At 51.0% G+C, this 24,139-nt stretch carries 21 protein-coding genes and 1 pseudogene; all 22 read left to right on the top strand.

What is annotated here, in order from left to right; translation table 11 throughout:
• The first annotated feature begins 512 nt into the window (after positions 1-512).
• The 22 genes and pseudogenes from RSSM_RS28650 to RSSM_RS35555 all read left to right on the top strand — a co-directional run bounded on the left by RSSM_RS28650 (position 513) and on the right by RSSM_RS35555 (position 24,138).
• A complete protein-coding gene (locus tag RSSM_RS28650) occupies positions 513-1,574 on the top strand; it encodes an NAD-dependent epimerase/dehydratase family protein (RefSeq protein ID WP_008688107.1) in 1,062 nt (353 codons plus the stop codon).
• A 121-nt stretch (positions 1,575-1,695) separates the two neighbouring features.
• Positions 1,696-2,757, top strand: a complete 1,062-nt coding sequence (locus RSSM_RS28645) for an NAD-dependent epimerase/dehydratase family protein (protein ID WP_008688105.1) — start codon at positions 1,696-1,698, stop codon at positions 2,755-2,757.
• A gap of 51 nt (positions 2,758-2,808) precedes the next feature.
• Complete coding sequence (locus tag RSSM_RS32780) at positions 2,809-4,599, top strand: ABC transporter ATP-binding protein (protein ID WP_008688103.1); 1,791 nt, start codon at positions 2,809-2,811, stop codon at positions 4,597-4,599.
• On the top strand, positions 4,596-5,489 hold the full coding sequence (locus tag RSSM_RS32020; protein ID WP_008688101.1) for a sulfotransferase family protein: 894 nt from the start codon (positions 4,596-4,598) through the stop codon (positions 5,487-5,489). The genes RSSM_RS32780 and RSSM_RS32020 overlap by 4 nt, the downstream gene beginning before the upstream one ends.
• Positions 5,490-5,573: 84 nt before the next feature.
• On the top strand, positions 5,574-6,545 hold the full coding sequence (locus tag RSSM_RS28630; protein WP_044303925.1) for a polysaccharide pyruvyl transferase family protein: 972 nt from the start codon (positions 5,574-5,576) through the stop codon (positions 6,543-6,545).
• A 670-nt stretch (positions 6,546-7,215) separates the two neighbouring features.
• Complete coding sequence (locus tag RSSM_RS35560; protein ID WP_236621454.1) at positions 7,216-7,830, top strand: glycosyltransferase; 615 nt, start codon at positions 7,216-7,218, stop codon at positions 7,828-7,830.
• A gap of 349 nt (positions 7,831-8,179) precedes the next feature.
• Positions 8,180-9,058 carry a hypothetical protein gene (locus tag RSSM_RS28620; protein WP_236621453.1) on the top strand — a complete coding sequence of 293 codons (879 nt, stop codon included), beginning with the start codon at positions 8,180-8,182 and terminating at the stop codon, positions 9,056-9,058.
• Complete coding sequence (locus RSSM_RS35355; protein ID WP_008688095.1) at positions 9,042-9,632, top strand: acyltransferase; 591 nt, start codon at positions 9,042-9,044, stop codon at positions 9,630-9,632. The genes RSSM_RS28620 and RSSM_RS35355 overlap by 17 nt, the downstream gene beginning before the upstream one ends.
• Positions 9,629-10,744 carry a glycosyltransferase gene (locus tag RSSM_RS32015; protein ID WP_052336158.1) on the top strand — a complete coding sequence of 372 codons (1,116 nt, stop codon included), beginning with the start codon at positions 9,629-9,631 and terminating at the stop codon, positions 10,742-10,744. Before RSSM_RS35355 ends, RSSM_RS32015 begins: the two co-directional genes overlap by 4 nt.
• The gene (locus RSSM_RS28605; protein WP_008688091.1) at positions 10,737-11,720 is read left to right on the top strand and encodes an NAD-dependent epimerase/dehydratase family protein; all 984 of its coding nucleotides are present in this window, start codon (positions 10,737-10,739) and stop codon (positions 11,718-11,720) included. Before RSSM_RS32015 ends, RSSM_RS28605 begins: the two co-directional genes overlap by 8 nt.
• Entirely contained in the window at positions 11,720-12,778 is a 1,059-nt protein-coding gene (rfbB, locus tag RSSM_RS28600) for a dTDP-glucose 4,6-dehydratase (RefSeq protein ID WP_008688089.1), read from the top strand. Before RSSM_RS28605 ends, rfbB begins: the two co-directional genes overlap by 1 nt.
• A 14-nt stretch (positions 12,779-12,792) precedes the next feature.
• A pseudogene (rfbA, locus tag RSSM_RS28595) lies at positions 12,793-13,712 on the top strand (glucose-1-phosphate thymidylyltransferase RfbA).
• Positions 13,713-13,739: 27 nt separating this feature from the next.
• The gene (locus tag RSSM_RS32010) at positions 13,740-14,741 is read left to right on the top strand and encodes a glycosyltransferase family 2 protein (protein WP_008688085.1); all 1,002 of its coding nucleotides are present in this window, start codon (positions 13,740-13,742) and stop codon (positions 14,739-14,741) included.
• Positions 14,722-15,840, top strand: a complete 1,119-nt coding sequence (locus RSSM_RS28585) for an acyltransferase family protein (protein WP_236621452.1) — start codon at positions 14,722-14,724, stop codon at positions 15,838-15,840. Before RSSM_RS32010 ends, RSSM_RS28585 begins: the two co-directional genes overlap by 20 nt.
• A gap of 279 nt (positions 15,841-16,119) precedes the next feature.
• On the top strand, positions 16,120-16,824 hold the full coding sequence (locus RSSM_RS28580) for a class I SAM-dependent methyltransferase (RefSeq protein WP_008688083.1): 705 nt from the start codon (positions 16,120-16,122) through the stop codon (positions 16,822-16,824).
• 46 nt (positions 16,825-16,870) lie between these two features.
• Positions 16,871-18,130 (top strand): glycosyltransferase family 4 protein, encoded by a 1,260-nt coding sequence (locus RSSM_RS28575; protein WP_008688082.1) that lies wholly within the window; start codon positions 16,871-16,873, stop codon positions 18,128-18,130.
• A gap of 111 nt (positions 18,131-18,241) precedes the next feature.
• Positions 18,242-19,039, top strand: coding sequence for a class I SAM-dependent methyltransferase (locus RSSM_RS32005; protein WP_008688081.1), 798 nt, complete (start codon positions 18,242-18,244; stop codon positions 19,037-19,039).
• Between the two features lie 34 nt (positions 19,040-19,073).
• Positions 19,074-20,309 carry a glycosyltransferase gene (locus RSSM_RS28565; protein ID WP_008688080.1) on the top strand — a complete coding sequence of 412 codons (1,236 nt, stop codon included), beginning with the start codon at positions 19,074-19,076 and terminating at the stop codon, positions 20,307-20,309.
• Entirely contained in the window at positions 20,306-21,091 is a 786-nt protein-coding gene (locus tag RSSM_RS28560; protein ID WP_008688079.1) for a class I SAM-dependent methyltransferase, read from the top strand. Before RSSM_RS28565 ends, RSSM_RS28560 begins: the two co-directional genes overlap by 4 nt.
• A 242-nt stretch (positions 21,092-21,333) precedes the next feature.
• On the top strand, positions 21,334-22,266 hold the full coding sequence (locus tag RSSM_RS32775; protein WP_160168187.1) for a glycosyltransferase: 933 nt from the start codon (positions 21,334-21,336) through the stop codon (positions 22,264-22,266).
• Positions 22,211-23,599 (top strand): nucleotide sugar dehydrogenase, encoded by a 1,389-nt coding sequence (locus RSSM_RS28550; RefSeq protein WP_201767241.1) that lies wholly within the window; start codon positions 22,211-22,213, stop codon positions 23,597-23,599. The genes RSSM_RS32775 and RSSM_RS28550 overlap by 56 nt, the downstream gene beginning before the upstream one ends.
• A 137-nt stretch (positions 23,600-23,736) precedes the next feature.
• The gene (locus tag RSSM_RS35555) at positions 23,737-24,138 is read left to right on the top strand and encodes an acyltransferase (protein ID WP_008688074.1); all 402 of its coding nucleotides are present in this window, start codon (positions 23,737-23,739) and stop codon (positions 24,136-24,138) included.
• Position 24,139: the final 1 nt, after the last annotated feature.

Here is a 24,139-nt window from a genome sequence, read left to right as displayed (position 1 = left end):
TCAACCAACTCTCTGCGATCTCTGCGACTCTGCGACTCTGCGTTTAGCCCCCGCACACAAACCAGACACCACCAAAACAGATAGAAGCCCCCTCACACTCGTTCCCGCCTCCCTCCCCCCCAAAGAGCCGAGCGAAACGAGGGGAGGGCTCCCCTCACCTGCCAACACCACCTCTGATTGCGCAGATTGCGCAACCTATCCCGCATCCCCCCGAGAAAGCCCCTGTTTCAGGCATCTCAGTCATTGCAAAATCGCTCCCTGCGAACAATGCTTTGACCATCTAGGCGGAACCTTTTCTCTTGCCCTCAAACGCAAGCCATTTCGCCCAATCCCACCCCCGACGGTGCGTGCCACGAGAGCGAAATCGATTGCTCTCATGTGTCACCCAAGGGGACGAAGTCCGCGCCAATTTCTAATGTCAATTTGACACGAAGTTGACGTTCATGGGCTTTATATGATGAGCCCTATGAATATTCCAATCGCACTCACAAAATGCCTTTTCGCGTGAACCAATGACAGCATCACAGCCACGCCTTCTCGTTACCGGTTCCTCCGGCCTGATCGGCTCGGAAGTTTGCGTCCACTTCGCATCCCTTGGATGGAAGATTCACGGGGTCGATAACAATCAACGAGCGGTCTTTTTTGGCGAGGCCGGTGACACGCGTTGGAACCAACAACGCCTCCAGACAACCCTGAAAGGGTTTGAACATCACGAGCTCGACATCCGCAATCGTGAAGGAGTGCTCGACCTCCTCAAGACCGTCAAGCCAGATGCGATTGTGCACACCGCAGCACAACCCAGTCACGATCGCGCTGCCGCGATCCCGTTTGACGACTTTGACACCAACGCCGTCGGCACACTGAACCTTCTTGAAGCCACTCGGCAAGCCTGCCCGGAATCTCCGTTCGCCCACATGTCGACCAACAAGGTCTACGGCGACCGTCCCAATACGATCAAGCTGAAGGAACTCGACACACGCTGGGACTACGACGATCCAGCCTTTTCCGATGGCATTCCTGAATCATTCCCCATCGATCAATCCAAGCACTCACTATTCGGTGCCTCCAAGGTTGCCGCCGATGTAATGGTTCAAGAATACGGTCGCTACTTCGGTTTGCCCACGTGTTGCCTGCGAGGCGGATGCTTGACCGGCCCAAATCACACAGGCGTCGAGCTACACGGTTTTCTAAGCTACCTAGTCAAATGCAACCTTGAAGGCCGTGAATACAAAGTGTTCGGCTACAAAGGTAAGCAAGTCCGGGACAACATTCACAGCGAAGACGTGGCTCGTTTCATCGCGGCCTTTATCGATAGCCCTCGGTGCGGCGAAGTTTACAACATCGGCGGCGGCAAACCAAACAGTTGCTCCATCCTGGAAGCGTTCAAGATCGCTGAGAAACTGAGCGGCCAGGATATGAAGTACACCTACCTGGAAGACAATCGGATCGGCGATCACATTTGCTACTACAGCAACCTAAATCTGATGCGAGAACACTATCCAAGCTGGGATATCAGCGTCTCACTGGAAGAAACGATCAGCCAAATCGTCGAAGCCTGGAAAGCAAGAAACTAAGTGGAATAGGAAGCCATCATTTGGCTGGTGGCAGGAAGGAATTGCCAGCCCAAAAATGAGGCGTTACGTCACTCAGCCTCCACCTGACAGTTTCCCACTAAAAACTCAGTTTCAATCTCCCTTGAAAATTCTCATCACTGGCATCTGCGGTTTCGTAGGATCCGAAATCGCACTTCACCTACGGCGCGGCCAATCCAGCGATCAGCTGCAAATCGTCGGTCTAGACAACCTCGCTCGAAACGGCAGTTGGCGAAATCGACAGCGTTTGGCCGAACTCGACATCGACGTGCAACATGGTGACATTCGCGCTCGCACCGACATCGAAGCCATTGGGAAAGTCGACTGGATCATCGACGCTGCTGCCAATCCAAGCGTGTTAGCCGGAGTCAACGGCGGTAGCCGCAAACTGTTGGAAGACAACCTTGGCGGAACGATCAACCTGCTCGAGCATTGTCGCGAACATGGTGCGGGGTTCGTCCTCCTGAGCACCAGCCGCGTGTACTCGATCCCACCACTCGCTGGACTCCAAGTCACCGCACACGACGAAGCCTTCGTGCCGGACACGAGCGCCTTGCCCGATGGCATATCCGCACAAGGCGTGACCGAAGCCTTTTCAACCGCTGCTCCCGTGTCGCTGTACGGCAGCACAAAACTAACATCGGAACAATTGGCTCTCGAATACAGTCACACCTTTGACTTTCCCGTCTGGATCAATCGCTGTGGCGTGATGGCGGGCGCGGGTCAATTCGGCAAAGCAGACCAAGGCATTTTCGCGTTCTGGTTACACAGTTGGCGAGAAGGTCGAAACCTCAAGTACATCGGGTTTGGCGGACACGGACATCAGGTTCGCGATTGTCTGCATCCACGAGACCTAACGGATTTGTTGGTCAAACAATTGGCAACGGAATGTGGTGACAAGGCACGAATCATCAACGTCTCGGGCGGAGTTAGCTCGTCGCGGTCACTGAAACAACTCAGCAATTGGTGCGGCGAACATTGGTCCCCAGCAGAAGTCGCGTCCGACCACACACCGCGTCCCTTTGACTTACCCTGGGTCGTCCTCGATCACACGTTGGCCACAGAGACCTGGGGGTGGACCCCAGAAACCAGCACCGACCAAGTCCTCAACGAAATCGCAGACTTCGCCGAAACCGAATCGAATTGGATCGAGTTCTCGCGTTAGTAAACCGCGGTTCTCAACCAAACGTGTTGATCATCGATCAGCCGCTCACATATGAATCAACCAGTTGCAAAAACGTCGTTCCTGAACACCGTACGAGGAGCGTATCGTCTCGCTCGTCCGTACGGCCGACGGAAGCTTGCGTTCGTTTTGGCGGTCATACTCGCGCAGGGTGTCTCTCAGCTCGCTGGGGTCGCATCTGTTTTACCGTTTCTGGCAATCGCATCGGATCCCGAAGCGGCAATGGCCTCTCGAGTGGGCGAATTCATTGTTGGGTTCACTGGGATTTCAGAACCACGCTCGTTAATCATTGTTGCTGGGCTAATTTCGGTTACTGCCTTGGTACTAGCAAACATCGTCAATCTAGTGAGTGTTTACGTTCAGGGCCGATACAACGCATCACTGGCCCACTGGCTTCGCTTGCAACTACTGCGTCATTATGCGGATCTCCCCTATTCGTTTTTTATCAACAAGAATTCATCTCTATTGATTCGAGCTGTCACTAGCTATGTGACTCAGTTCAGCCTTACTATCGTGGGACCGTTACTCACTGCAATCGCCAGTGTGTGCACTGCTGCAATGTTGATATTGGCCGTATTGATTGTAAAACCGCTTCTAACGATCGTCGGAACGTCGATAATGGTGGCTGCCTTCTGCATAATGTTCCTTTTGCTCAATCCAAGGATGAAAGCGAATACGAACAAGCTCAAACGAGTCAATAACACCGCGCTCATCGCGGTCAACAATTTCTTTCAAGGAGTCAAGCCGATTGCCGTTCATTCAGCATCGGACGAGCTGATTGAGTCGTACAGCAAACACTCATTGCAGCAAGCTCATCTCCAATCACAGTTGCCGATCTTTGGCTCGCTTCCGCGATCCTTGGTTGAACCATTGGCATTTGGTGGTGTCATTCTCTATGTGGTTTACATGACGGCCAACGACAAAAGTGTTGCTGACATACTTCCGACATTGGGCTTCGTAGCGTTTGTAGGATACCGAACACTCCCAGCTATCCAGAACGTCTACGCCGCCGTAACAAGAGTCGTGACTGCAAGCTACGTCATGGAAGAATTGAAGGCAGACTTGGACACACCGGTCAATCAACATCACGACTCGCTATCGGAACCGATTTCTTGGGAAAAACAAATCACGTTTGAGCATGTCGATTTCCGCCACGCAAGTGCCGACGAGGCGACTTTAAGGGGAATCGATTTAACAATTCGCAAGGGTGAGAAACTGGGAGTCGTGGGGACAACCGGCTCCGGTAAATCGACGCTAGTAGACATGCTTTTGGGTTTGCATCTTCCGACTTCTGGGAAAATGAAGATCGACGATACGACGTACGGTCCGTCCCACGCGAAAGCCTGGCGACAAAAAATTGGCTACGTTCCCCAGGATATCTTCCTACTGCATGATTCCGTCATCGCAAACATCGCATTGGGGGTGCCGTCAGAGGAAATCGATGTGGAGCGGGTTCGTGAAGTTTGCCGAATCGCTCAGGTTCTGAATTTTATCGAATCTGAACTCGATGAGAAATTTGAAACCATTGTGGGTGAGCGTGGGATTCGGCTCTCTGGTGGAACAAAAACACGTATCGGATTGGCTCGTGCGCTCTACCATCGTCCGGAAATGATCGTTCTAGACGAAGCAACAAGCGCTTTGGATGTCGCGACCGAAGCCGCGTTCATGAAGGCAGTGTTTGAAATTTCAGATGATCTGACCTATGTCGTTATCGCACACCGCTTGAGCACGATCGAAACGTGCGATCGCACCGTGACTCTAGAGAATGGCACCGTTCAGCAAATTGCACACCTTCCGGACAAGCACACGAAAGGTAGGCAATGAGTTTCTCAACCAATACGATTATCATTGGAGCGGCAAAGGCGGGCACGACAAGCTTAGCAACATGGATGAGTCAACATCCTGAATGCTGCGTGAGCAGACCGAAAGAAACGATGTTTTTTGGTTCGGGAAAACTATATTCCAAGGGGCCACATTGGTATGCGGATAAATACTTCCAGCACTATCGCGGAGAGAAAGTTGTCTGCGACGCTACACCCGCATACTCGAACAGAGACCGCCACCCAGGAGTTCCGTTACGCGCATCCAATTACTATTCGGGAATGAAAGTCATTTACATGGTGCGGCATCCCTTGCGACGAATCGAATCCGCTTGGCGAATGTTCGCATCTATCGAACCGTTTGAAGACGACCCAATTCTATTGCGCGATATCGCAAGAGCCAAACAAGGCTTCGACAGCTATCTTCGCGACGACGAAATTTTTCAGGATTTAGCATCTACAACCAAATACCAATTCCAACTCCAAGCGTGGAGAGACGTATTTCCAAACACGCAAATACACACCATTTTCTTAGAAGACTTGAAGTCGAACGAAATGTGTGAGCTAAATCGACTTGCTAATTTCTTGCAGATCGACGGTAGTGCCTTCAACGCTATCGGAAGAACAGTAGAAAACGCAAACGCGCAACGTCGCAAAGAAACGGTGATTCGACAACTCGTCGCTAGGTCGCCATTCAAGGCTTTAGTAAAAAGGTTAGCGCCGAAAGCGGTTGTCGATAGTATCGCAAATTCGCGTCTTGGATCTAAGCCAATCCGAGGCGAACAGGTTTATTGGCCAAGCGATATGGTCGAAAAACTCCGATCAGAAATTCAGGAAGATTTAGAGATGTTCTTGTTAAGTCAAGGAAAAGATGAAAACTACTACTCCTACTAAGTCAGGTACCTTTTCTAGCAGCATTCGCTCTATTCGTAGCCTAATTCTCGGTGAACAAATATGAGCGAGACTGATCGAAACCAAATGAAAGATCTGCTCCTCTGGAGTCCTGGTGTTGTCAACCAAAGTTTAGATCCGAGTCCGAATCTCGGTGATTTGATCATCGAGGAATATGTGCTGAGCGAACTCTCGAGCATTTTCTGCGTTGATCCCCAGAACATCCCACGTATCGCCACACATCAGCGATTGCGACCGGGTGACCGCCAAAAAGCTAGAAACGCAGACCATGTCTTCGTTGGCGGATCAAATCTTCTCAGTTCCTACATGGATGGATATTTCCAGTGGGACCTTATCATGTCTGACGCATTGCGAGTGCGAAACGCGATCCTAATGGGAGCGGGATGGTGGCGTGACCAGGGTACTTGCAATCGTTACACGAAATACCTGCTTTGGGCGGCCCTATCTTGGAAAGGCTGGCATTCCGTTCGTGACGGTCAAGCCCTTCAGCATCTGCAAAACATCGGTTTTAAACGCGTTCTGAACACAGGTTGCCCAACGATGTGGAGCCTCGCTGAGAAAGACTTGTCCTCGATTTCAACCACTAGAGCAACGAAAGCGTTGCTGATGCTTACCGACTACGATCGTCATGAAAAACATGATGCGGATCTGGTCCAACTGATTCAGAACTCATACCAGGAAGTGTTCTTTTGGCCCCAAGGCGCTGGTGATCGCGACTACGCAATTGAATTAGGATTTCAGGGAACGATGCTAAACCGTTCGCTTCCTGCTTTAGATGCACTCTTGGCTTCAGAAGTCGACCTGGACTACCTGGGGACTCGATTGCATGGCGGCATTCGTTGTTTGCATAGCGGAAAACGCGGACTAGTAATCGAAGTGGACAATCGAGCGCGTGAGATCGGCAAAGACACGAAACTGCCCACGGTGCCTCGCGGTGACTTTGACACGATTCGATCTTGGCTACAAAAGTCTGCGCCAGTCAGCCTATCGTTACCCACAGCAAACATCGCCAAGTGGAAATCACAGTTTGATCGCTAGCTCGGATCGACGATCTGTAGAAGGCGAAAAACGCATCGTCCATGCTTGCACCTATCCTGGTGCCGGTGGCGCGGGGATTGCTTCGCTTCGTTTAGTAAACGGGCTTCGCGAATCGAACGTCAACGCAACCATGTTGGGTGCCGTGACCGTTGACCGTCCGCACACGGCCATCGTAGAGTACTCGAACTCCTTCAGTGAGAGAATCTGGCGTGCGTTGCGAAAACGACAACTTCAGCGAATCGATTTGGCGATCGGAAAAACGGGCAAGCAGAAGAATTTTTTTGCGAGTGACTTATGCCCACACGGAGCCGCGTTGGCACACAGTCTGGCCGACGCAGATTTGATTCACTTGCACTGGGTATGCGATCTGATTGACTACCCCAAGACATTAGGAACGTTACCAAATAGTGTCCCGATCGTTTGGACCCTTCATGACATGGGTGTGTTTACCGGTGGATGCTCCCACGCCTTCGATTGCGAGGGTTACATGAAAGACTGTGCTGCTTGTCCGCAGCTAGAATCCGAATTCAATTCCGAAGCACTCCGAAGTTTGAATCGACGGAAGAAAGCAATTCGAGCCATCGAAGATCGGCTGACGATCGTCGCTCCAAGCCATTGGATCGGCGAAAAATCATCCAACAGCTCGCTCTTTCGAAACATTCCACATAAAGTGATCGCCAACGGAATCGACCTGCAAAAATTTCACCCCGATCTGCGAGCCGAGGCCAGGAAACAACAGGAATTTTCTGCGGACCAGACGATCCTACTTTTTGTCGCCGCGGGCTTGGACACGCCACTCAAGGGAATCGCTTTTCTGCTTGAAGCAATTGCGAAGTTAGATCAATCAAATTTCCAAGTGTGTTTCGTTGGACCAGAGTCACAAATCGAATACCCGCAAAACTGGAAATGGTTGGGTTGCCCGGATAACGACCAGGAAATAGCGTCGATTTATGCCGCCGCAGATTTGCTCGTAGTCCCCTCGCTTGCCGACAATTTCCCGAATGTGATATGTGAAGCTCTCGCTTGTGGATTACCTGTTGTCGGATCCAACGTTGGCGGAATCCCTGAACTAGTGATCGAAAACGAGACAGGTTTCCTTGCAGAGCCAGCGGACTCAAGCAGCTTAAGTCGTGTATTGTCACATGCAATCACCACGATGAAACGCGAGCGGAACCTTTGGCTTTCGCGGTGCCGATCGTATGCCGAAAAGCGGTTGGGCATACACGATTGCGTGGACAAGCATCGACAGCTCTATGAGCAGGTATTGACGGCAAACTCACGATGAATATTGGTTCAATAAGTTGAGTCGTCCTCGCGTCTTCTTTGTCACCTCTAATCCGCCCGCAGATGAGATGGGCGGAAGCATGTTGCTGTACCGGCAATTCGTTGAACGTGATGACTATGAATTGTTTGTTGTCACTGACAAGCCAGGATTCCAATCGTCTCACTTTCCGGTCATCAATTACGAACATTCTCCGCTGGTTCGCAGAGTGCAAAAGACGCGACTATCGCTTTTTGCGCATGACTACATTCACACCGTAGCCAGCCGTCGCGTTCCCCAGAACATCCTGGACGAGGCGGAAGCGTTTCAACCAGACGTCATCATGATGGGCGCTGAGTCATGGATTGCCGATTTGGCAATTCGTTTGGCGCGAAAGATGAGCCTTCCCTTGGTTGGTCATTTTATGGACTGGCCCACCTACGGCATGCTTGGGCATCAGATCGTCAAGAACTATTGTTCGAAACGTTTCACCAAACGCTATCAAGCGTGCGATCTTGCGTTTGGGATCTGCCCCGAAATGCTGGAAGCGTTGGGTCCCCACCGAAACAGCGAAATCTTCTATCCCCCTGGAAAACAGCGCGATCACAAAGCCCAACCTCATTCTCCGCGAAACCAGAACGAACGATTTCAACTTCTATTTGCGGGAAACCTGGGACAGTGGTACGGCACGATGCTACTAGCACTCGCGAAGGAAATGGAGAATGAGCCACTGCTGCGACTACGGATCGCTGGCAAAAATCACGAATGGTCACAAGCTGAAACCAAAAGACTAACTGACCAAGGTACTTTCTGCGGCTTCCTCAAAGGCGACCAGTACCAAAGGGAACTGGACGAAGCAGACGCGCTGCTTGTCATCATGGGATTTTCTGAAGACAGTAAGCTAATCGAAAGCACAAGCTTCAAATCTAAGATGGCGGACTACTTGATCACAGGGAAACCAATCATCGTCTGGGGTCCCGAGTACTGCACTGCAGCGACAACCGCAATACGACATGGATTTGCCGAAGTCGTCAATCAGGAGACACCCAGTGAAGTGCTGACAAAGACAAAGTATCTTTCATCGAATCCCCAGGTTTGTATCGACCAGGTCGCAAACGGACAGCGATTCTTTGACAAGTATTTGGACCCGGGCCCCGTCTTTGACAATGTGCTTCGCTGTATCAAACAACTGCTGCCAAGTTCACGCACTGCGACCTCCGAGCCAGAGAGTCGAAATGCGACTTCTCGATAGCCTGCTGTTTCGCTCTAAACACTTGTTGGGCATGACGCCTATGGGACGGCCCGACGTAGTCCCTCCCAACCGTGCACGGCGATGGATTCGTAGCCAGGATGGCTGCACGATCGAGTCAGACCTAAGAATCCAGGGACACCCAGAATCGTTGGAGAGAATTTCAGTCGGCAAACAATGCGGGATAGACAAAGGCTGCATCTTTTGGATCGCCGCAGACGAAGACGCGAATCCTCTGCTTGAACTCGGCGATCGAACCTATGTTGGCCCCTACTGTTTCTTGGGTGCTTACTTACCGCTAACGATCGGCGAAAACACTATCATTGGTTCGCACAGTTATTTGATCACCGCCAACCACCAAAGCGCACGTGGAACCCCAGTTCGTGACCAGGGATACGACGCAGCTCCGATCCAAATTGGGCGTGACGTATGGATCGGCTGCCATACGGTGATTTTGCCCGGTGTCACCATTGGCGACCATGCGGTGATCGGCGCTGGTGCCGTCGTCAACAAGGACGTCCCAGAAGGCGAGAAGTGGGCAGGAGTCCCTGCGAAAAAGATTGGAGAGCGAGTATGAAAGTTGCCGCCATCTCCACCGTCTACGGTAGCCCATGGGCTGGAAGCGAAGAACTATGGTATCAAACCAGTCTTGCCTGCTTAGATCGTGGACACGAATTTGAGGCATCCCTGTTCGAAGTCTTTGAGCCCTGTCGTCAGATCAGTGATTTCGAGTCTCGCGGAGGTCGCGTGTTTTGGCGAAAGCGAATTCGCGGCGGACGACTTCGGAATTTGAAAATTCGATTTCGGTCTTCATTCAAACACGTTTTCAATTCCAACCCGGATGTTATTCTGCTGTCGCTCGGCTCGCTCGCCGACTTCATGCTGCATCCTGATCTGATTCAAGACTTGGAAGCGTATCAGGGGCGACTCATCGTGATTTGCCTGTTCAACTCGGACAACCAAACGTTCAACGATCATGATCGCAAGCTAGTAGGTCGGATCATGAGCCGCGCAGAACACTGCGTGTTTGTTTCAGACCACAATCGGAAACTCGCTGAGCGGCAATTGGCAACACGGTTCAAGAGTGCCTCCGTCTTTAGTGCTCCAGTGTCCTACCAAACCGAACGTGAGATTCTGGCTTGGCCTGAGACGGAACTGCAAATGGCTTGCGTCGCCCGTTTGGAGGTGTTCGCAAAAGGCCAAGACGTATTGTTGGAGGCACTTGCTACGCCACCTTGGAAAGACCGCGATTGGCATTTACGAATCTATGGCAACGGCAAAGACAAAAAGTACATTTCTAGGCTAGTCGATCACTATCGACTCAATGCGAAGTGCAGCTTCCCTGGTTTCGCGTCAGACACCCGTGATATCTGGAAAGATTGTCAAATGCTGGTCATGGCCTCGCGAGCCGAAGGGCTTTCCCTTGCCTTGCTCGAAGCAATGATCTGTGGTCGAGTCTGCGTGGTCACCGATGTCGGGGGACATGCTGAAGTCATCGAAGAAGGCGTTTCCGGTTTTCTTGCAGACGCCCCGACTCCAAAACACTTCGCAATCGCCCTCGAAAATGCTTGGGAGCAACGACATCGATGGCAAGAGATTGGTACTGCGGCATGCGAATCGGCTGGCAAGGTTTTTCGAAAAGAACCAGTCGCTTCCTTAATGGAGTTGATTGAGCGGCAGAATGCTTAGCGAAAAACGAATCTTGGTTCTTGGTGGCGCTGGTTTCATCGGGAGTCATGTGACACACCGACTCGTGGAATTGGGCGCCAAAGTACGAGTGCTCTCGCGTCCCGGTCGCTCTGTTCAGAATCTTACTGGTGTGATTGATGATATCGAACTAGTATTTGGTAACTTCTCGGATGAAGGGCACCTCCGAACGTCGCTGGAAGGCATCGATCAAGTGGTCCATTTGATTTCAACGACCTTCCCGGCGACGACGACCAGCAGCGGCATATACGATATCGAGTCCAATATCATCCCTACTCTAAGACTGCTGCAAGAATGCGTGAACAAAGGCGTTCAAAAGCTTGTCTACTTGTCATCAGGTGGAACAGTTTACGGTGAACCCAAAACGGATCCCATTACCGAAGACCACGCTTTGGATCCAAAATCAATTTACGGTCAAAGCAAGAAAGTCATCGAGAGCTACATCGAGTTTTTTGTTCGCACTCGTTCGTTGAATACGACAACCCTTCGCGTCTCGAATGCTTTTGGACCTCGTCATAACCCCTATGGCGTACAGGGACTGATCGGAGTCGCCATGGCCTGTGCGATAGAGAACCGGACAGTCACCATCCTTGGTGATGGAAGCGCAGAGCGAGATTACATTTACGTCGATGATGTCGTCGCGGGAGTCATTGCTGCACTTTCAACGGAAACCGCGGACACAGTGAATCTCTCGTCTGGCCAAGGACGCAGCGTTTCTGAAGTGTTAGATACAGTTGAGCGAGTTTCCGGGCGCCCTGTCCTGAGACGATTCGACGCAAATCGCGATTCGGATGTGAACAAGAACGTGCTCTGCAATCAGAGAGCACGCACATTACTCAACTGGAGTCCTCAAACGGAATTTGAGGACGGAATGCGAAAGACGTGGCAATGGATCCAATCCGAACTGGGCACCCTTAAACCAAACGATTCATCGCAATCCGGAAACGAGTCGAAGTAATGGCCTTGAAAACAATTCTGATCACAGGCGGTGCCGGCTTCATCGGAAGTTGCCATGTCCGCATGCTTCTTAGCCAAGGCGATGTGAAAGTCGTCAACTTAGATAACCTGACTTATGCTGGGAACTTAGATTCACTGCCTTCGAACGACAAGAACCACGTCTTTGTCCAGGGCGACATCGGTGATAGCGAACTTGTTCGCGGACTTCTTGCGAAACACAAACCTGAGGCGGTGATCAATTTCGCCGCAGAATCCCACGTCGACAGGTCGATAGACGGCCCCATTGCTTTCGTCGAGACAAACGTGCTGTCAACGGTGCGATTACTGAAGGAAGTCACGGAGCACTGGGATACTCTGACGGCACCTGCAAAAGACGGGTTTAGATTCTTGCATGTGTCGACTGACGAAGTCTATGGCTCGCTCGGCGAACAAGGCATGTTTACAGAAACGACTTCTTACTCACCGCGATCCCCTTACTCGGCGTCGAAGGCCGCATCCGATCACTTCATCAACGCGTGGCACCACACCTACGGGCTGCCGATTCTGCTGACCAACTGTTCCAACAACTACGGCCCCTATCAGTTCCCGGAAAAACTGATCCCACTGATGATCTTGAACGCCCTCGATGGCAAGAAATTGCCACTGTACGGGGACGGATTGAATGTTCGCGATTGGCTCTTTGTCCAAGATCATTGCGAAGCCATTTCAGTGGTACTCGAAAAGGGAATCGTGGGCGAGTGTTACAACATTGGCGGCAACACCGAAAAAACGAATCGCGAAATCGTGCAAACGATTTGCAGCATTGTCGATTCGATCTCACCACTAGCCAACGGCCAAAGCCATGAGAGCTTGATCGAGTTCGTCAAAGATCGACCTGGCCATGACCGGCGCTATGCAGTCGATACGACCAAGATCAGAACAGAGCTTGGCTGGCATCCACGTTTCCAGTTTGCAGATGCTATCCACGACACGGTGACGTGGTATGTCGAAAACCCACAGTGGGTCGGACGTGTGCAGAGCGGCGAATATCAGCAACAACGCCTTGGATTGGGAAGTTAAGAGAACGATTTGAAATGAAAAAGAACAACGACTTTACCAAGGGAATTATCTTGGCCGGCGGCGCGGGGACTCGGCTCTATCCGCTGACACAAGCTGCCAGCAAGCAACTGTTGCCGATCTATGACAAGCCGATGATCTACTATCCTTTGTCGACTTTGATGCTTGCGGGAATCAAAAAGATCTTGATCATCTCAACCCCTGAAGACACACCCTCGTTTCAACGGATGCTTGGCGATGGTAGTCAATGGGGATTGGAGCTTACCTTTCAAGTTCAAGAACAACCCCGTGGGCTTGCGGAGGCATTCATCATCGGTGCAGATTTCATTGGCTCTGACAACGTTGCCCTAGCACTGGGCGACAATATTTTTACGGCAGTGGTTTGCAACGCTTATTGCAACGGGCAACTTCGCGGCCAACTGGTGCAACAATTTTTGGCTATCACGTTCCAGATCCGCGATCCTACGGAGTCGTCGAGTTTGACCAAGAGGGAAAGGCTATCTCGCTTGAAGAAAAACCGGAGCACCCACGCTCGAATTACGCAATTCCCGGATTGTACTTTTACGACAATTCTGTCGTTGAAATCGCCGCGAACTTACAGCCATCTTCTCGAGGTGAACTAGAAATCACTGACGTCAATCGCGAGTATTTAATCAAAGACCGATTGCATGTTGAAGCGCTCTCGCGTGGTTTTGCTTGGCTCGACACGGGCACGCATGATGCGATGCTAGAAGCAAGTCAGTTTGTTGCTGGGTTTGAGAAACGTTTGGGGCTGAAGATTTGTTGCCCAGAAGAAATTGCTTGGCGAAATCAGTGGATTACGAACGCTCAACTGCAAAAACTGGGGGAAGGTGTAAAAAATGCCTACGGCCAGTATTTGCTTGCCTTGCCGAAAAGTGAATCGCTCGCAACGTTAAGATCAAACATTCATGGTTGAACTCCATCCTGTAATTGGATTGCGTGAGTGAACCGGGTTAGTGTCATTATTCCCAACTACAACCGCAGTGGTTTGGTGAATGAAACCGTTCGCAACGTGTTGGCGCAATCGCTTGCGCCGCACGAGGTGATCGTCATTGACGACGGATCGACGGACGATTCGGTCGATTCGCTTCGATCGGAATTTGGCGATCAAATTCGATTGATCCAGCAGGCCAACCAAGGTCCTGGTGCGGCTCGAAACGAAGGTTTGGATCGGGCAACGGGTGACTACGTTTGGCTGATGGATAGCGATGACTTGTCGTCGCTGAACAAGTTGGAAACTCAGGTTGACGCCTTGCAGACCAGCAATGCGGATATTGTGTACAGTCCTTGGGCGCGAGTCTTCATCGACGAAAATCGAATATCAATGGATGGCCCGGTCTTGCAACAACGACCTGTGCCCGAGTCAAGAACACCGCTGCAATGGTTTCTGACCGATTGGTCATTGGTGTTCCAACATTGCCTTTTCCGAACAAGTATCTTGCGAGCTGCAGGTCAATACCGAACGGACATGTGGACGTGTGATGATAGTGAATACTTTGTGCGAATCTTGACGAAGGATGCAAAGGTTGTCTTCGATGACCGATCCATCACGCTTTACCGCGCCGATGACCACGGCAAAGTAACGGGTTCTGGATTTGTCAGTTCACGCCGTATTTCGGATTGGGCAAAATGCTTGATTGCAATGCATGACCTTTGCAAGTCGAATCCCGAGCTAACGAACCACGTCGAGTTTCAAATGCGGGTCTGGAAGTCGATCTCTGAGATGGAGCAGCATTGCCCCGACGAGCAGACGCTTATCGCCGACCTGAAATCTCGGTCGCAGGGATCGTCAACAGAATATGCGATTCGGTTGTTTGTCCAGCGGATACGCAAGGCACTACGAACACGATTTTCCAAAACTCATTGGTCTCCGGCCTTTCAAACCGGATCACTCACGGCAACGCAACAAAACATGATCGAAGAGCTTGGTTTTGTTGCCCGCTGATCAAAGTCGCCCCCATCTGGATCAACTCACGGGCATGCGGTTTTTTGCTGCGGCACTCGTGTTCTTCAACCACTTTGGCCGTGAAGCGTTCTTGAGTTGGCCACACTTTTTCCAGGAGCTCCTGACCCACGGAAGATCGGCGGTAACGTTCTTCTTTATTCTCTCTGGATTTGTGTTGGCTTATAGCTATCTGGCCGACACCGACAATGGAGTTCGTTCGAGTCGCAAGAAGTTCTATCTCAATCGCTTCGCAAGGATCTATCCGATCTACTTCGTTGCATTGATGCCTGCACTGCTGAATAAATCGCTTTCAATATTGCGCGGCGATCTCGATCCAGATGTATTATGGGATCTGCCAATCGCAGCTTCACTTATGCAAGCTTGGGTGCCTCAATATGCCGGTGTTTGGAATCCACCAGCCTGGTCGCTTTCTGTCGAAGCGTTCTTTTATTTTATATTTCCGTTTGCTGCCCTATGGCTGCGAAACTTTAGTGTTAAGTCAGTGCTATGCTGGGTCGTCGCGATGTGCTTCGCGGTAGCCTGCTTAAGAATTACGATCCAAGAAACAAACGATCCGCTGGGTGCCTTTTTTCCGCTTCTGCATCTACCCACCTTCCTGTTTGGATTTGCAATCGGTCGTTTATTGCGAGAACGCTCGGACCTGTTTCGTACCGGCAACCTCGTTTTTTATGTCGCTAGTGTGTCAACGTTTTCCGCAATGGGTTTTGGAAGCTCTTGGTTATCAAGACCTGTGCTGGCGGGAGTCATGGAACTATTGTTTGGCTTGCTGATTGTTGGAATGATTGCGATGAATGGCCGATGGCGTGCATTCTTATCGCATCGCTTGCTGGTCCTGCTTGGTGAAGCAAGCTATTCGCTTTACATTACCCACATGGCCGCGATGGTGGCCGCAGAACGACTGGCTTCGAAACTAGGTCTGTGGGAAACGCCCAAGGAGAGCATTCTGTTTGTACTCGTTGGATTTGCGGGCTGTGTTGCATTGAGTGTGATGCTATTCAAGTGGATCGAAACGCCCGCGAGAAAGTACATTTTGCGAAAGTTCAGTCCTCAACCTTCCACCTTCTCAGAGGCGACGTAGCACCCGTTCGTTTTATCATCCACTCTGGAGATGCCGCGGCAATGTGTTCGAGTTCGCAGCATCACGCATTTTATTAGCGTTGGGTATTAGTGATCCACCGAGAGCTTACACTTCCAAGTGAACTCATGGACGATTTATTTCAGGCTAAGGGTGTGTCAAATTGCCAAAACGTAAAACTCCAATGACTGCGCCGCTTGTCAGAGTAGCTTCCCCCCAAATCTCATTTCAAACTTGTCATGAGGCGCATAGAAAATTAGCGAAAATCACAGGAACTGACAGATGAACGAAGTACAGAAACAGCGCGAATACTATGCGAACAAGGCTACTTGCTACGACGACATGTGCGCGTTCAACAAGTGTGACGAGCATTACTTCGCCACTGCCGCACTTCGAGGGTTGACTGAATTGTATGAAATTCAGTCGCTGCTTGACGTTGGCTGTGGAACGGGTCGTTCTCTTAGTTATTTGCGAGATCACTGCGATCTTGAACTCTCCGGAATCGAGCCTGTTGAAGCGCTTCGCCAGCAGTGCTTGGAGAAGGGGTTTTCCGAAAAACAAATACGTGTGGGAAGCGCCGACAACCTGGACCTGCCGGACAACAGCGTCGATTGCGTTACCATGTTTGGTGTCTTGCACCACGTCCCCAATCCTGCGGAAGCGATTGACGAAGCATTTCGTGTTGCTTCCAAGATGGTGTTCATTTCCGATCACAACATTTACGGAATGGGAAACTCAGTCACCAAACTGGCGAAACAGTCCTTTCGTGCGATCGGGCTGCGACGACTTCTCGGCAAGATCATGACTCGGGGCAAGGGTTTTCACGATACGGATTGGGATGGAATTTTCTACCCATTTTCCTTGTTGGATCACTTCCAGCAGATGCAAGCCCAATCAAAACATCTATATAGCATGTCAACAAAGACCCCGGCTTCGAACCTGCTCACCCAAGCTTCGCACGTCGCCTTGATCGCGCTCAAGCATTGATGCGTTCGACAACACAACGACCACTCAGCTCGCTCAGTTGGTTTCAATGCGCGTTCTGTTTCTAGCCACCTACTTTCCGCGTCCTTCCAACATGCGGATGGGCACTTGGTCGTTGGACCATGCGGCGGCGCTTCGCGATGCAGGGATGGAAGTCCAGGTCATAAGTTTGACGCCTGCCATTCCGCGACTCGCGGCTCGAGTCGTCCCAAGCGTTGCGACCTACACGGATTGCCCTGCGGAAGCGGATCTTTCAGGAATAAAAGTTCACTACCCGCGTTGGTGGTGTTACCCGATCAAGCAATTCTGGCGTTTCATGTCTCGAGCACCGCGGTTCTTTCTTTCCTTGGGATGGCGATCCTCCCGACGTGAGGTGCTGGCGATCGTCGATCGATTTCAACCCGATGTTGTGCTTGCGAATCATTCCCTGGTCAATGGCTTCGTTGCAAACCAAATCAAATCTGCTCGTGGAATTCCTTACATCACGGTCGATCATGAGGTGGGTGATTTCTTCGCCTGTCGTGATCATGGGCGTTGGATGAAAGTTATGAAGCCGGTTGCGGAGGAGGCCTCGGTTGGTGTCACGGTTTCTCGCACGATGGAAGATATCGCCGAGCAAGTTCTTCCCGGCGTCGCGTTTCAAACGATCTACAACGGAGCGAGTTTTCCACCTTGTGATCAGTCGATGCTTGATCGTCACGTTGCAAAAGATGATATGGTCGTTTTCTGCTGTGGCAACCTGTACGGACGAAAAGACATTCAACTGCTGATCCATGCATTCGACCGGATCTCTTCCGAGTATCCTCACGCACGTTTGCGGATCGCTGGTGACGGGCCCGACCGGGATACGCTTGAAGAGATCGCTTCTGCTTTACCATCGAAGGAAACTATCGAATTTCTCGGCTCGATCGAACACGACGCGGTCCAGGTCGAGATGCAGCAAGCAGACATCTTTGCGCTCGTCGGCTGGGCAGAACCGTTTGGGGTGGTGTTTTTGGAGGCGATGGCAAATGGATGCCCAGTTGTTGTTTCCAACGACGCCGGTGTCGCGGAGATTCTGCAAGATGGCGAAACGGCAATCTTTACAGAACCGCGAGACCTTGAATCGGTTGTCAACGCATTGCGTTCGTTGTGTGAGTCAGATCAAAGACGCGCAACGATTGCTCGAGCAGGCCACGCGTTCTATCGCGATTCCTGTCGCTGGGATCATCGTGCGATTGAATATCGTGAAGTTCTCGCTTCCTGTGCCAACGCACATCAAACCGCAACGCAAATTCTCAGCAGAAGTTGGGAAGGCATTTGTGAATAGTTTCGCACAGCTTGAACATACGATTCTCTGCATTAATGGTGCCGGACGATAGCTACAGCTTGACGAGTCAGTGAAAACCGGGTCAGCGAAGAATCAACTACGAACAGAATCATGAATTTGGAGAATAGTTCATCCGAACGATGCAAGCATGCTGTGGAACAAGCTTTGCAAAAATCGGCCAGCAGTGAGCGTGGATACGAAGATGCCGCGAGCTACAACGAGACGTTAAAAAGCACATTCCACAGAACGTTGCATGATGTGGCAGCAGCGGTCCCCCCCGGTGCGAGGATTCTGGAAGTCGGTGCGTTTACTGGAGTTGTTTCAATTGCATTAAAACAGCTCGGCTATAGCGTCTGCGCAAGCGACATACCGTTCGTGATCAACGACGAGGCAACGAAGGAGTTGTTTAAGAAGGAAGGCATTGACGTTCTTCCTCATGAACTTTCTCAAGTTCCTTTTCTATCGGCAGACGACAGTTTCGATGCAATTGTGTTCTGTGAAGTCCTGGAGCACTTGAACTTCAATCCTCTTCCTTTGATTGGAGAATTCCAGAGGATCCTGCGTCCGGGTGGCGCCGTGTATTGCGCAACTCCGAACCTCGCCTCAATCAAAAACCGCACGTTCTTGTTCAGAGGCAAAGCGTTCTATAACCCAATCGAACATTTGGAGTGGAACCTGACGCCTGAAACGGGAATGTCCGTGGGTTTGCATTGGCGCGAGTATACGAAAGCGGAAATGTGCCAACTTTTTGAGAGCCGGGGCCTCGAGATGGAATCTCACTACTATTGCAACTATGCCGCTTCAAATCCTGGGATGAATCCGCGACGCCAACTCGTTTCTTTAATGTATCGTCTCTTTCCTGCATTCATGCACGGACAGGCGGCGGTCTTCCGCAAGTCAGCCAGCTAAATCTCTGCAACTCGTGAACCAAGCTACAGATTCCATGAAATGGTTGATCGTTGAGGACGCGCTCAAAAACCGTAAAGGTCACTGGCTGGAATATATCTCTACGTTTCAATCGGGGCTCAAAGCCCTCGGTCATGAGGTGACGATTCTTTCCGATCGATCGGCTGACGACTTCATTGCGAGCCAGCACGATATCCATCCGGTGCTGCCTGAGTCCATTTGGGATCGAATGGGTGACAATGCCGGACGGCTCACACGCTACCTTCGCGTTCCCACGCACGCGTGGAATACCAACCGCGCGGTCAAGCGATGGATAAAACACCAAGCTGCACCGGATTTGATCTTCGTCCCGACGGTCTTGGTGCATCACTTACTGGGATGGTGGCGACTGTATCAATCAACGATTCGCCATAGCGACACAAAGTTGCTGCTGTTCTTTCCCAACACGCCGTTGACCTACAACGATGAAACTGGACAGGCCATGCTTGGCCAAGATCCAACAGCTAGGTTGTTTGGATGGTTGATCGGACAGCTTGCCGAAGGCGTCCGATCTGGACAAGTAATCTTGGGGGTCGAAACACACTCCATGCGCGATGCCCTCAGCGAAGTCACGGGCGTTCCGTTCACTTACTTGCCGCATCCTGTCGAATCCAATGAGATCGCCCCGCAGGAAGCCACGACGGACAATCAATCGCTGCACTTTGGTTGCTATGGTGCAGCCCGGCACGAAAAGGGAAGCGATCTTTTGCAAGCCGCAATTCGAAAGCACCTCGATCAGCATCCGGATTCGGACTCGCGGTTCTCGATCCAATGGCTAGGAGACTTCCATGATGCGAATGGGAATCTCATATCTCCTGACCCGACACTACTTGCAGATGAACGTGTAACTTACATTCGCGAGTACTTTGGGGACGGTGGATATGATCGGCAGCTTGATGAAACTGACGTGATGCTACTTCCCTACCGAGAGCCGTATCGGTACCGTGTGTCTCGAGTAGTGATTGAGGCCATGGTCCGAGGAATGCCTGTGATCGCAACTCAGCAAACGACGCTTTGGGAGCAGACAGAGCAGTTTGGTGCTGGTGTAGCCTGTGAATTGAACCATGCTGATTCACTTTGTTTGGCGATAAGTGATATCGAGTCACGCGCTCACCATTTTAAAACACTAGCGAATCACCAATCTCAACTTGCACGGCGACATTTCTCGGTCGATCAATTCGTGAGAATGGTTGCAGCTTGCGATTCCGCAATACGCGAAACAGAGGCCACATGACACAGGACTTGGAAAACACGTCGACGCAAAAAGCCGTCACCGATGCGATCGACACCGTGAATGCATTGAAGCTCGGATTCGGGGAGTTATCGGGTTACAACGAGCACATGCGGTATCGCTACACATTAACCGCCAATGACGTTTTGGAGATTGCGAAACCGCCCAAACGCGTCTTGGAGATTGGTGCCTTCACGGGGGTTCTGTCAATCGCACTAAAGTCGTTGGGCTACGATGTATTGGCCCATGATATTCCGTTCATCATCAATGACCCAGCGATTCAAAGCGTCATGCATGAACAAGAAATCAAGACGGTAGCGTTGGACCTTGCGGATACCAATTTCAGTTTGGAAAGCGATCAATTCGACTTGATCATTTTCAATGAAGTGATTGAACATCTCAATTTCAATTCGATCCCCTTGCTGCGAGAGTTCACTCGAATGCTTCGTCCTGGTGGGATCGTTTACTGTGCCACCCCAAATTTGGCTTCGTTGAAAAATCGAGTCTATCTCGCGCGTGGCAAAGGATTCCTGAATCCCATTCAAGACTTGATTTGGCAGCTTGAACCGAATCAAGCCATGAGCATCGGGCTTCACTGGCGAGAATGGACTCGCGAAGAACTTTGCCAGCTGTTTGATACAGCTGGCCTTGGGACAATCAAACACTGGTACCGCGCGCATGAAGAAAATAAGTCAGGCTTTCTGCGTCGAAACTTGGTGAAGATGCTCTATCGAACACGTCCAGCATTGATGCCCGGCCAAGTCGGGCTGTTTCAAAAGCAGTAGCTTCAATGACAATCCAGGTTCTTCACTTCTGCCCAACGTCGACAGGCGGAGTTGCATTGAACGCGCATCATCAAGCGACGTCGCTCTCTAAGATCGGTGTCGATGTGACAATGCTTTGTCCTCAAAGCTGGGAACAGCAACCCTCCGAGACGACCTATCGCCAGTCGAGAATCCTAGCGGATCCGCCCAAACACGGTCACCGCTCGAGATTACGGAGTCGAATTGAGACAGCCCGTTCGATAATGCGAAACGCGAAAATACTGGATCAACAAATCGACACCCTAGGGATCAAGAGTGTCCTGTTCGCTTCCTATTCTGAATATTTGGCGCCACTTTGGGCACACAGATTCCGAGGCTATGCGGAGAACCGGGATGTATGGTTCGGTGCGATGGCTTTGGATCCAATTCGTGATTATGTCGTAGGTCCCAAGTGGTGGCATGCAAGATCCATTCGCGCAGGTTATTCCTTTTTACATGATGTTTTTGTGCATCATCCCATTGATCTTAAGTCGCATGGCGCTGGGGACATTCCAGTTACGGTTGTTCCGCATGGTGAGTACCCAATGCCAAATCCAACTGGCACCAAACAAGAATTACGAAAACGCTTGGATGTGCCAGATGGAAACGCGGTTGCTCTGTGTTACGGGCATTTGCGTGACAACAAGAACTTGAAAAATTCGCTCGTTTCGCTGACGCACAATGATCGAGTCACGCTCGTCGTTGCTGGCAGTGACGCCGCTCCGGGGCAAATGCAAGCGGACGCCTATTTGAAAATCGCGCAGGAACTTGGCGTGAATGATCGGGTTCGTTGGAAAATCGGCTATCAATCCGACGAAGACACGGCTGATTTGTTCGCTGCTGCGGATGTGCTTTTGCTTCCATACGACAAGTCTTTTGTTTCATCGAGTGGAATCCTTCATGTTGCTACACCGTTTGAGATACCTTTGGTTGTTTCGTGTGGTGACGGACCTTTGGGACATGCAGTTGAAAAGTATCAACTGGGAATCAGAATGCCATGTTCGGAGCCCAAACTCATAGCGAATGGAATTCGGCAGATCCAAGAAAGCCCAATCGCATCAGATTGGAACGGCTTTCGCGCCGAACATTCGTACGAACGCAATGCGCAAATACTGGTTGATCGAATCACCACATTCCACCGAACACCCCATTCGTAGCCGAGAGCAGATTCAAGTGAAAGTAAGTATTTTTGGGATTGGCTACGTTGGTGCGGTCACAGCGGGTTGCCTGTCTTCTCGTGGGCATACTGTGACTTGTGTGGACGTCAACCAAGACAAAGTAGACGGAATCAACCAGGGCCGATCTCCAATTGTGGAACCAGGCCTGAATGACATTCTAAAACAAGCCGTTGATGATGGACTTCTCTCGGCGACTACAGATTGTGATTCTGCTGTTCAGGAAACCGACATCTCAATCGTATGCGTCGGCACACCATCCACGGAATCCGGGCGTTTGAACCTAAGCTTCGCAAGGCAGGTGTATCAGCAAATTGCAGACGCGGTCGCGGAAAAGCAGTCCAAACACTTAGTCATTGTTCGTAGCACGATGCTTCCAGGAAGCGTTCGGAATTTGGCAGAGGGCTATCGCCCAGAGCTAGTTCGTGACGGAATGCTTAGCGTTTGTTTTTGTCCCGAGTTTCTTCGTGAGGGAACGGCAATTGCCGATTACCAAACACCGGCACTTGCTGTGTATGGAGATGTAGACGACATGGATCGCCCGGCCCTCGAGACCCTGATGGGGAAATGTGAACGGATTCCTTTAGAGTCGGCAGAACTAATTAAGTACGCATGCAATTATTGGCATGCTGTGAAAGTTGGTTTTGGCAACGAGATCGGACGATTGAGCAAGCACCTGGATATTGATGGCCAGCATCTTATGAGGCTCTTTTGCCAAGACAATATCCTAAACATTTCGCCTTACTACCTTCGACCGGGGAATCCGTTCGGCGGGTCGTGCTTGCCAAAAGATGTGTCAGCTTTGGGCGCATTCACAAGGCAAGAGGGAATCCCAATGCCGCTTTTGGAAAGTGTATTGCCAACCAATCAAGCCCACTTGGACCACCTGCTAAAACTGGTCACTACCGTAGCGACTGATTCGGTATTGATCGTAGGACTGTCCTTTAAGAAATCCACTGACGATCTTCGCGGAAGCCCAATGGTAGCTGTCGCAGAAACACTTCTTGGTAAAGGCTTTGGAGTCGAAATCTACGATACGAATCTTGACATGAGCACACTGACGGGAAGTAACGAGACCGAGATCCATCGACGTCTGCCTCATTTGGCGTCCCGGCTTATTTCTGATATCAAGAAAGGATTGGCCCGCCATAAGACGCTAGTGATTGCGCAAGACGTTATCGACTTCGAAACACTTCGACTGCACTTGACCGAGAACCATTCGATCATCGACACGGTTGGTATCCAACCGCTAGTTTCGATGCCCGGAAACTATCATGGCATTTGCTGGACAGAGCGATCAGAGCGATCAGAGTGATTAATTCACGCCTCTTTGCTGGAACGATTCTATCGTGGTGTTACAACAACCTATGGACTCACGTGCCCTCGCGGTCACTCAGGTCACTGTTCTTGAAATTCTATCTAGGCAGAACAGGGCAACGCACAAACGTCCAAATGCGATGTCGGTTCTTAAACGGTCGCAAGGTTGAGCTTGGCGCGCGAAACGTGATCAACTTTGGTTGCTTGTTGGACGGTCGGAAATTCAAGATCGTCACCGGCGATAACGTCAGCATCGGTCCCGAAGCGACCATCTTGACTTTGGGCCATGATCCGCAGAGCCCCAGCTTTGATGATCGCGGTGGTGATGTGATCATCGGCGATCGAGTTTGGATCGGTTATCGAGCCCTGGTGATGCCCGGGGTGACTATCGGCGAAGGGGCCGTGGTCGCCGCTGGTGCCGTCGTGACCAAGGACGTCGAACCGTTTACCATCGTCGCCGGTGTGCCCGCAAAACCGATCAGCAAACGGAATACCGAACTCACGTATGAGTTGGATTACCAGCCGTGGTTGGTTTAGG

This window comes from Aporhodopirellula sallentina SM41 (genome assembly GCF_000346505.1).
GTDB lineage: Bacteria > Planctomycetota > Planctomycetia > Pirellulales > Pirellulaceae > Rhodopirellula > Rhodopirellula sallentina.
This window is presented reverse-complemented; position numbering and strand designations above follow the sequence as displayed.

What these genes read in the sequence shown, in the direction of transcription:
- RSSM_RS28650 (WP_008688107.1), top strand. Translation starts at nt 513, where the DNA reads ATGACAGCATCACAGCCACGCCTTCTCGTTACCGGTTCCTCCGGCCTG.
- RSSM_RS32780 (WP_008688103.1), top strand. Translation starts at nt 2,809, where the DNA reads ATGAATCAACCAGTTGCAAAAACGTCGTTCCTGAACACCGTACGAGGA.
- RSSM_RS32020 (WP_008688101.1), top strand. Translation starts at nt 4,596, where the DNA reads ATGAGTTTCTCAACCAATACGATTATCATTGGAGCGGCAAAGGCGGGC.
- RSSM_RS28630 (WP_044303925.1), top strand. Translation starts at nt 5,574, where the DNA reads ATGAAAGATCTGCTCCTCTGGAGTCCTGGTGTTGTCAACCAAAGTTTA.
- RSSM_RS35355 (WP_008688095.1), top strand. Translation starts at nt 9,042, where the DNA reads ATGCGACTTCTCGATAGCCTGCTGTTTCGCTCTAAACACTTGTTGGGC.
- RSSM_RS32015 (WP_052336158.1), top strand. Translation starts at nt 9,629, where the DNA reads ATGAAAGTTGCCGCCATCTCCACCGTCTACGGTAGCCCATGGGCTGGA.
- RSSM_RS28605 (WP_008688091.1), top strand. Translation starts at nt 10,737, where the DNA reads ATGCTTAGCGAAAAACGAATCTTGGTTCTTGGTGGCGCTGGTTTCATC.
- rfbB (WP_008688089.1), top strand. Translation starts at nt 11,720, where the DNA reads ATGGCCTTGAAAACAATTCTGATCACAGGCGGTGCCGGCTTCATCGGA.
- RSSM_RS28580 (WP_008688083.1), top strand. Translation starts at nt 16,120, where the DNA reads ATGAACGAAGTACAGAAACAGCGCGAATACTATGCGAACAAGGCTACT.
- RSSM_RS28575 (WP_008688082.1), top strand. Translation starts at nt 16,871, where the DNA reads ATGCGCGTTCTGTTTCTAGCCACCTACTTTCCGCGTCCTTCCAACATG.
- RSSM_RS32005 (WP_008688081.1), top strand. Translation starts at nt 18,242, where the DNA reads ATGAATTTGGAGAATAGTTCATCCGAACGATGCAAGCATGCTGTGGAA.
- RSSM_RS28565 (WP_008688080.1), top strand. Translation starts at nt 19,074, where the DNA reads ATGAAATGGTTGATCGTTGAGGACGCGCTCAAAAACCGTAAAGGTCAC.
- RSSM_RS28560 (WP_008688079.1), top strand. Translation starts at nt 20,306, where the DNA reads ATGACACAGGACTTGGAAAACACGTCGACGCAAAAAGCCGTCACCGAT.
- RSSM_RS32775 (WP_160168187.1), top strand. Translation starts at nt 21,334, where the DNA reads ATGCGAAACGCGAAAATACTGGATCAACAAATCGACACCCTAGGGATC.
- RSSM_RS28550 (WP_201767241.1), top strand. Translation starts at nt 22,211, where the DNA reads ATGCGCAAATACTGGTTGATCGAATCACCACATTCCACCGAACACCCC.
- RSSM_RS35555 (WP_008688074.1), top strand. Translation starts at nt 23,737, where the DNA reads ATGCGATGTCGGTTCTTAAACGGTCGCAAGGTTGAGCTTGGCGCGCGA.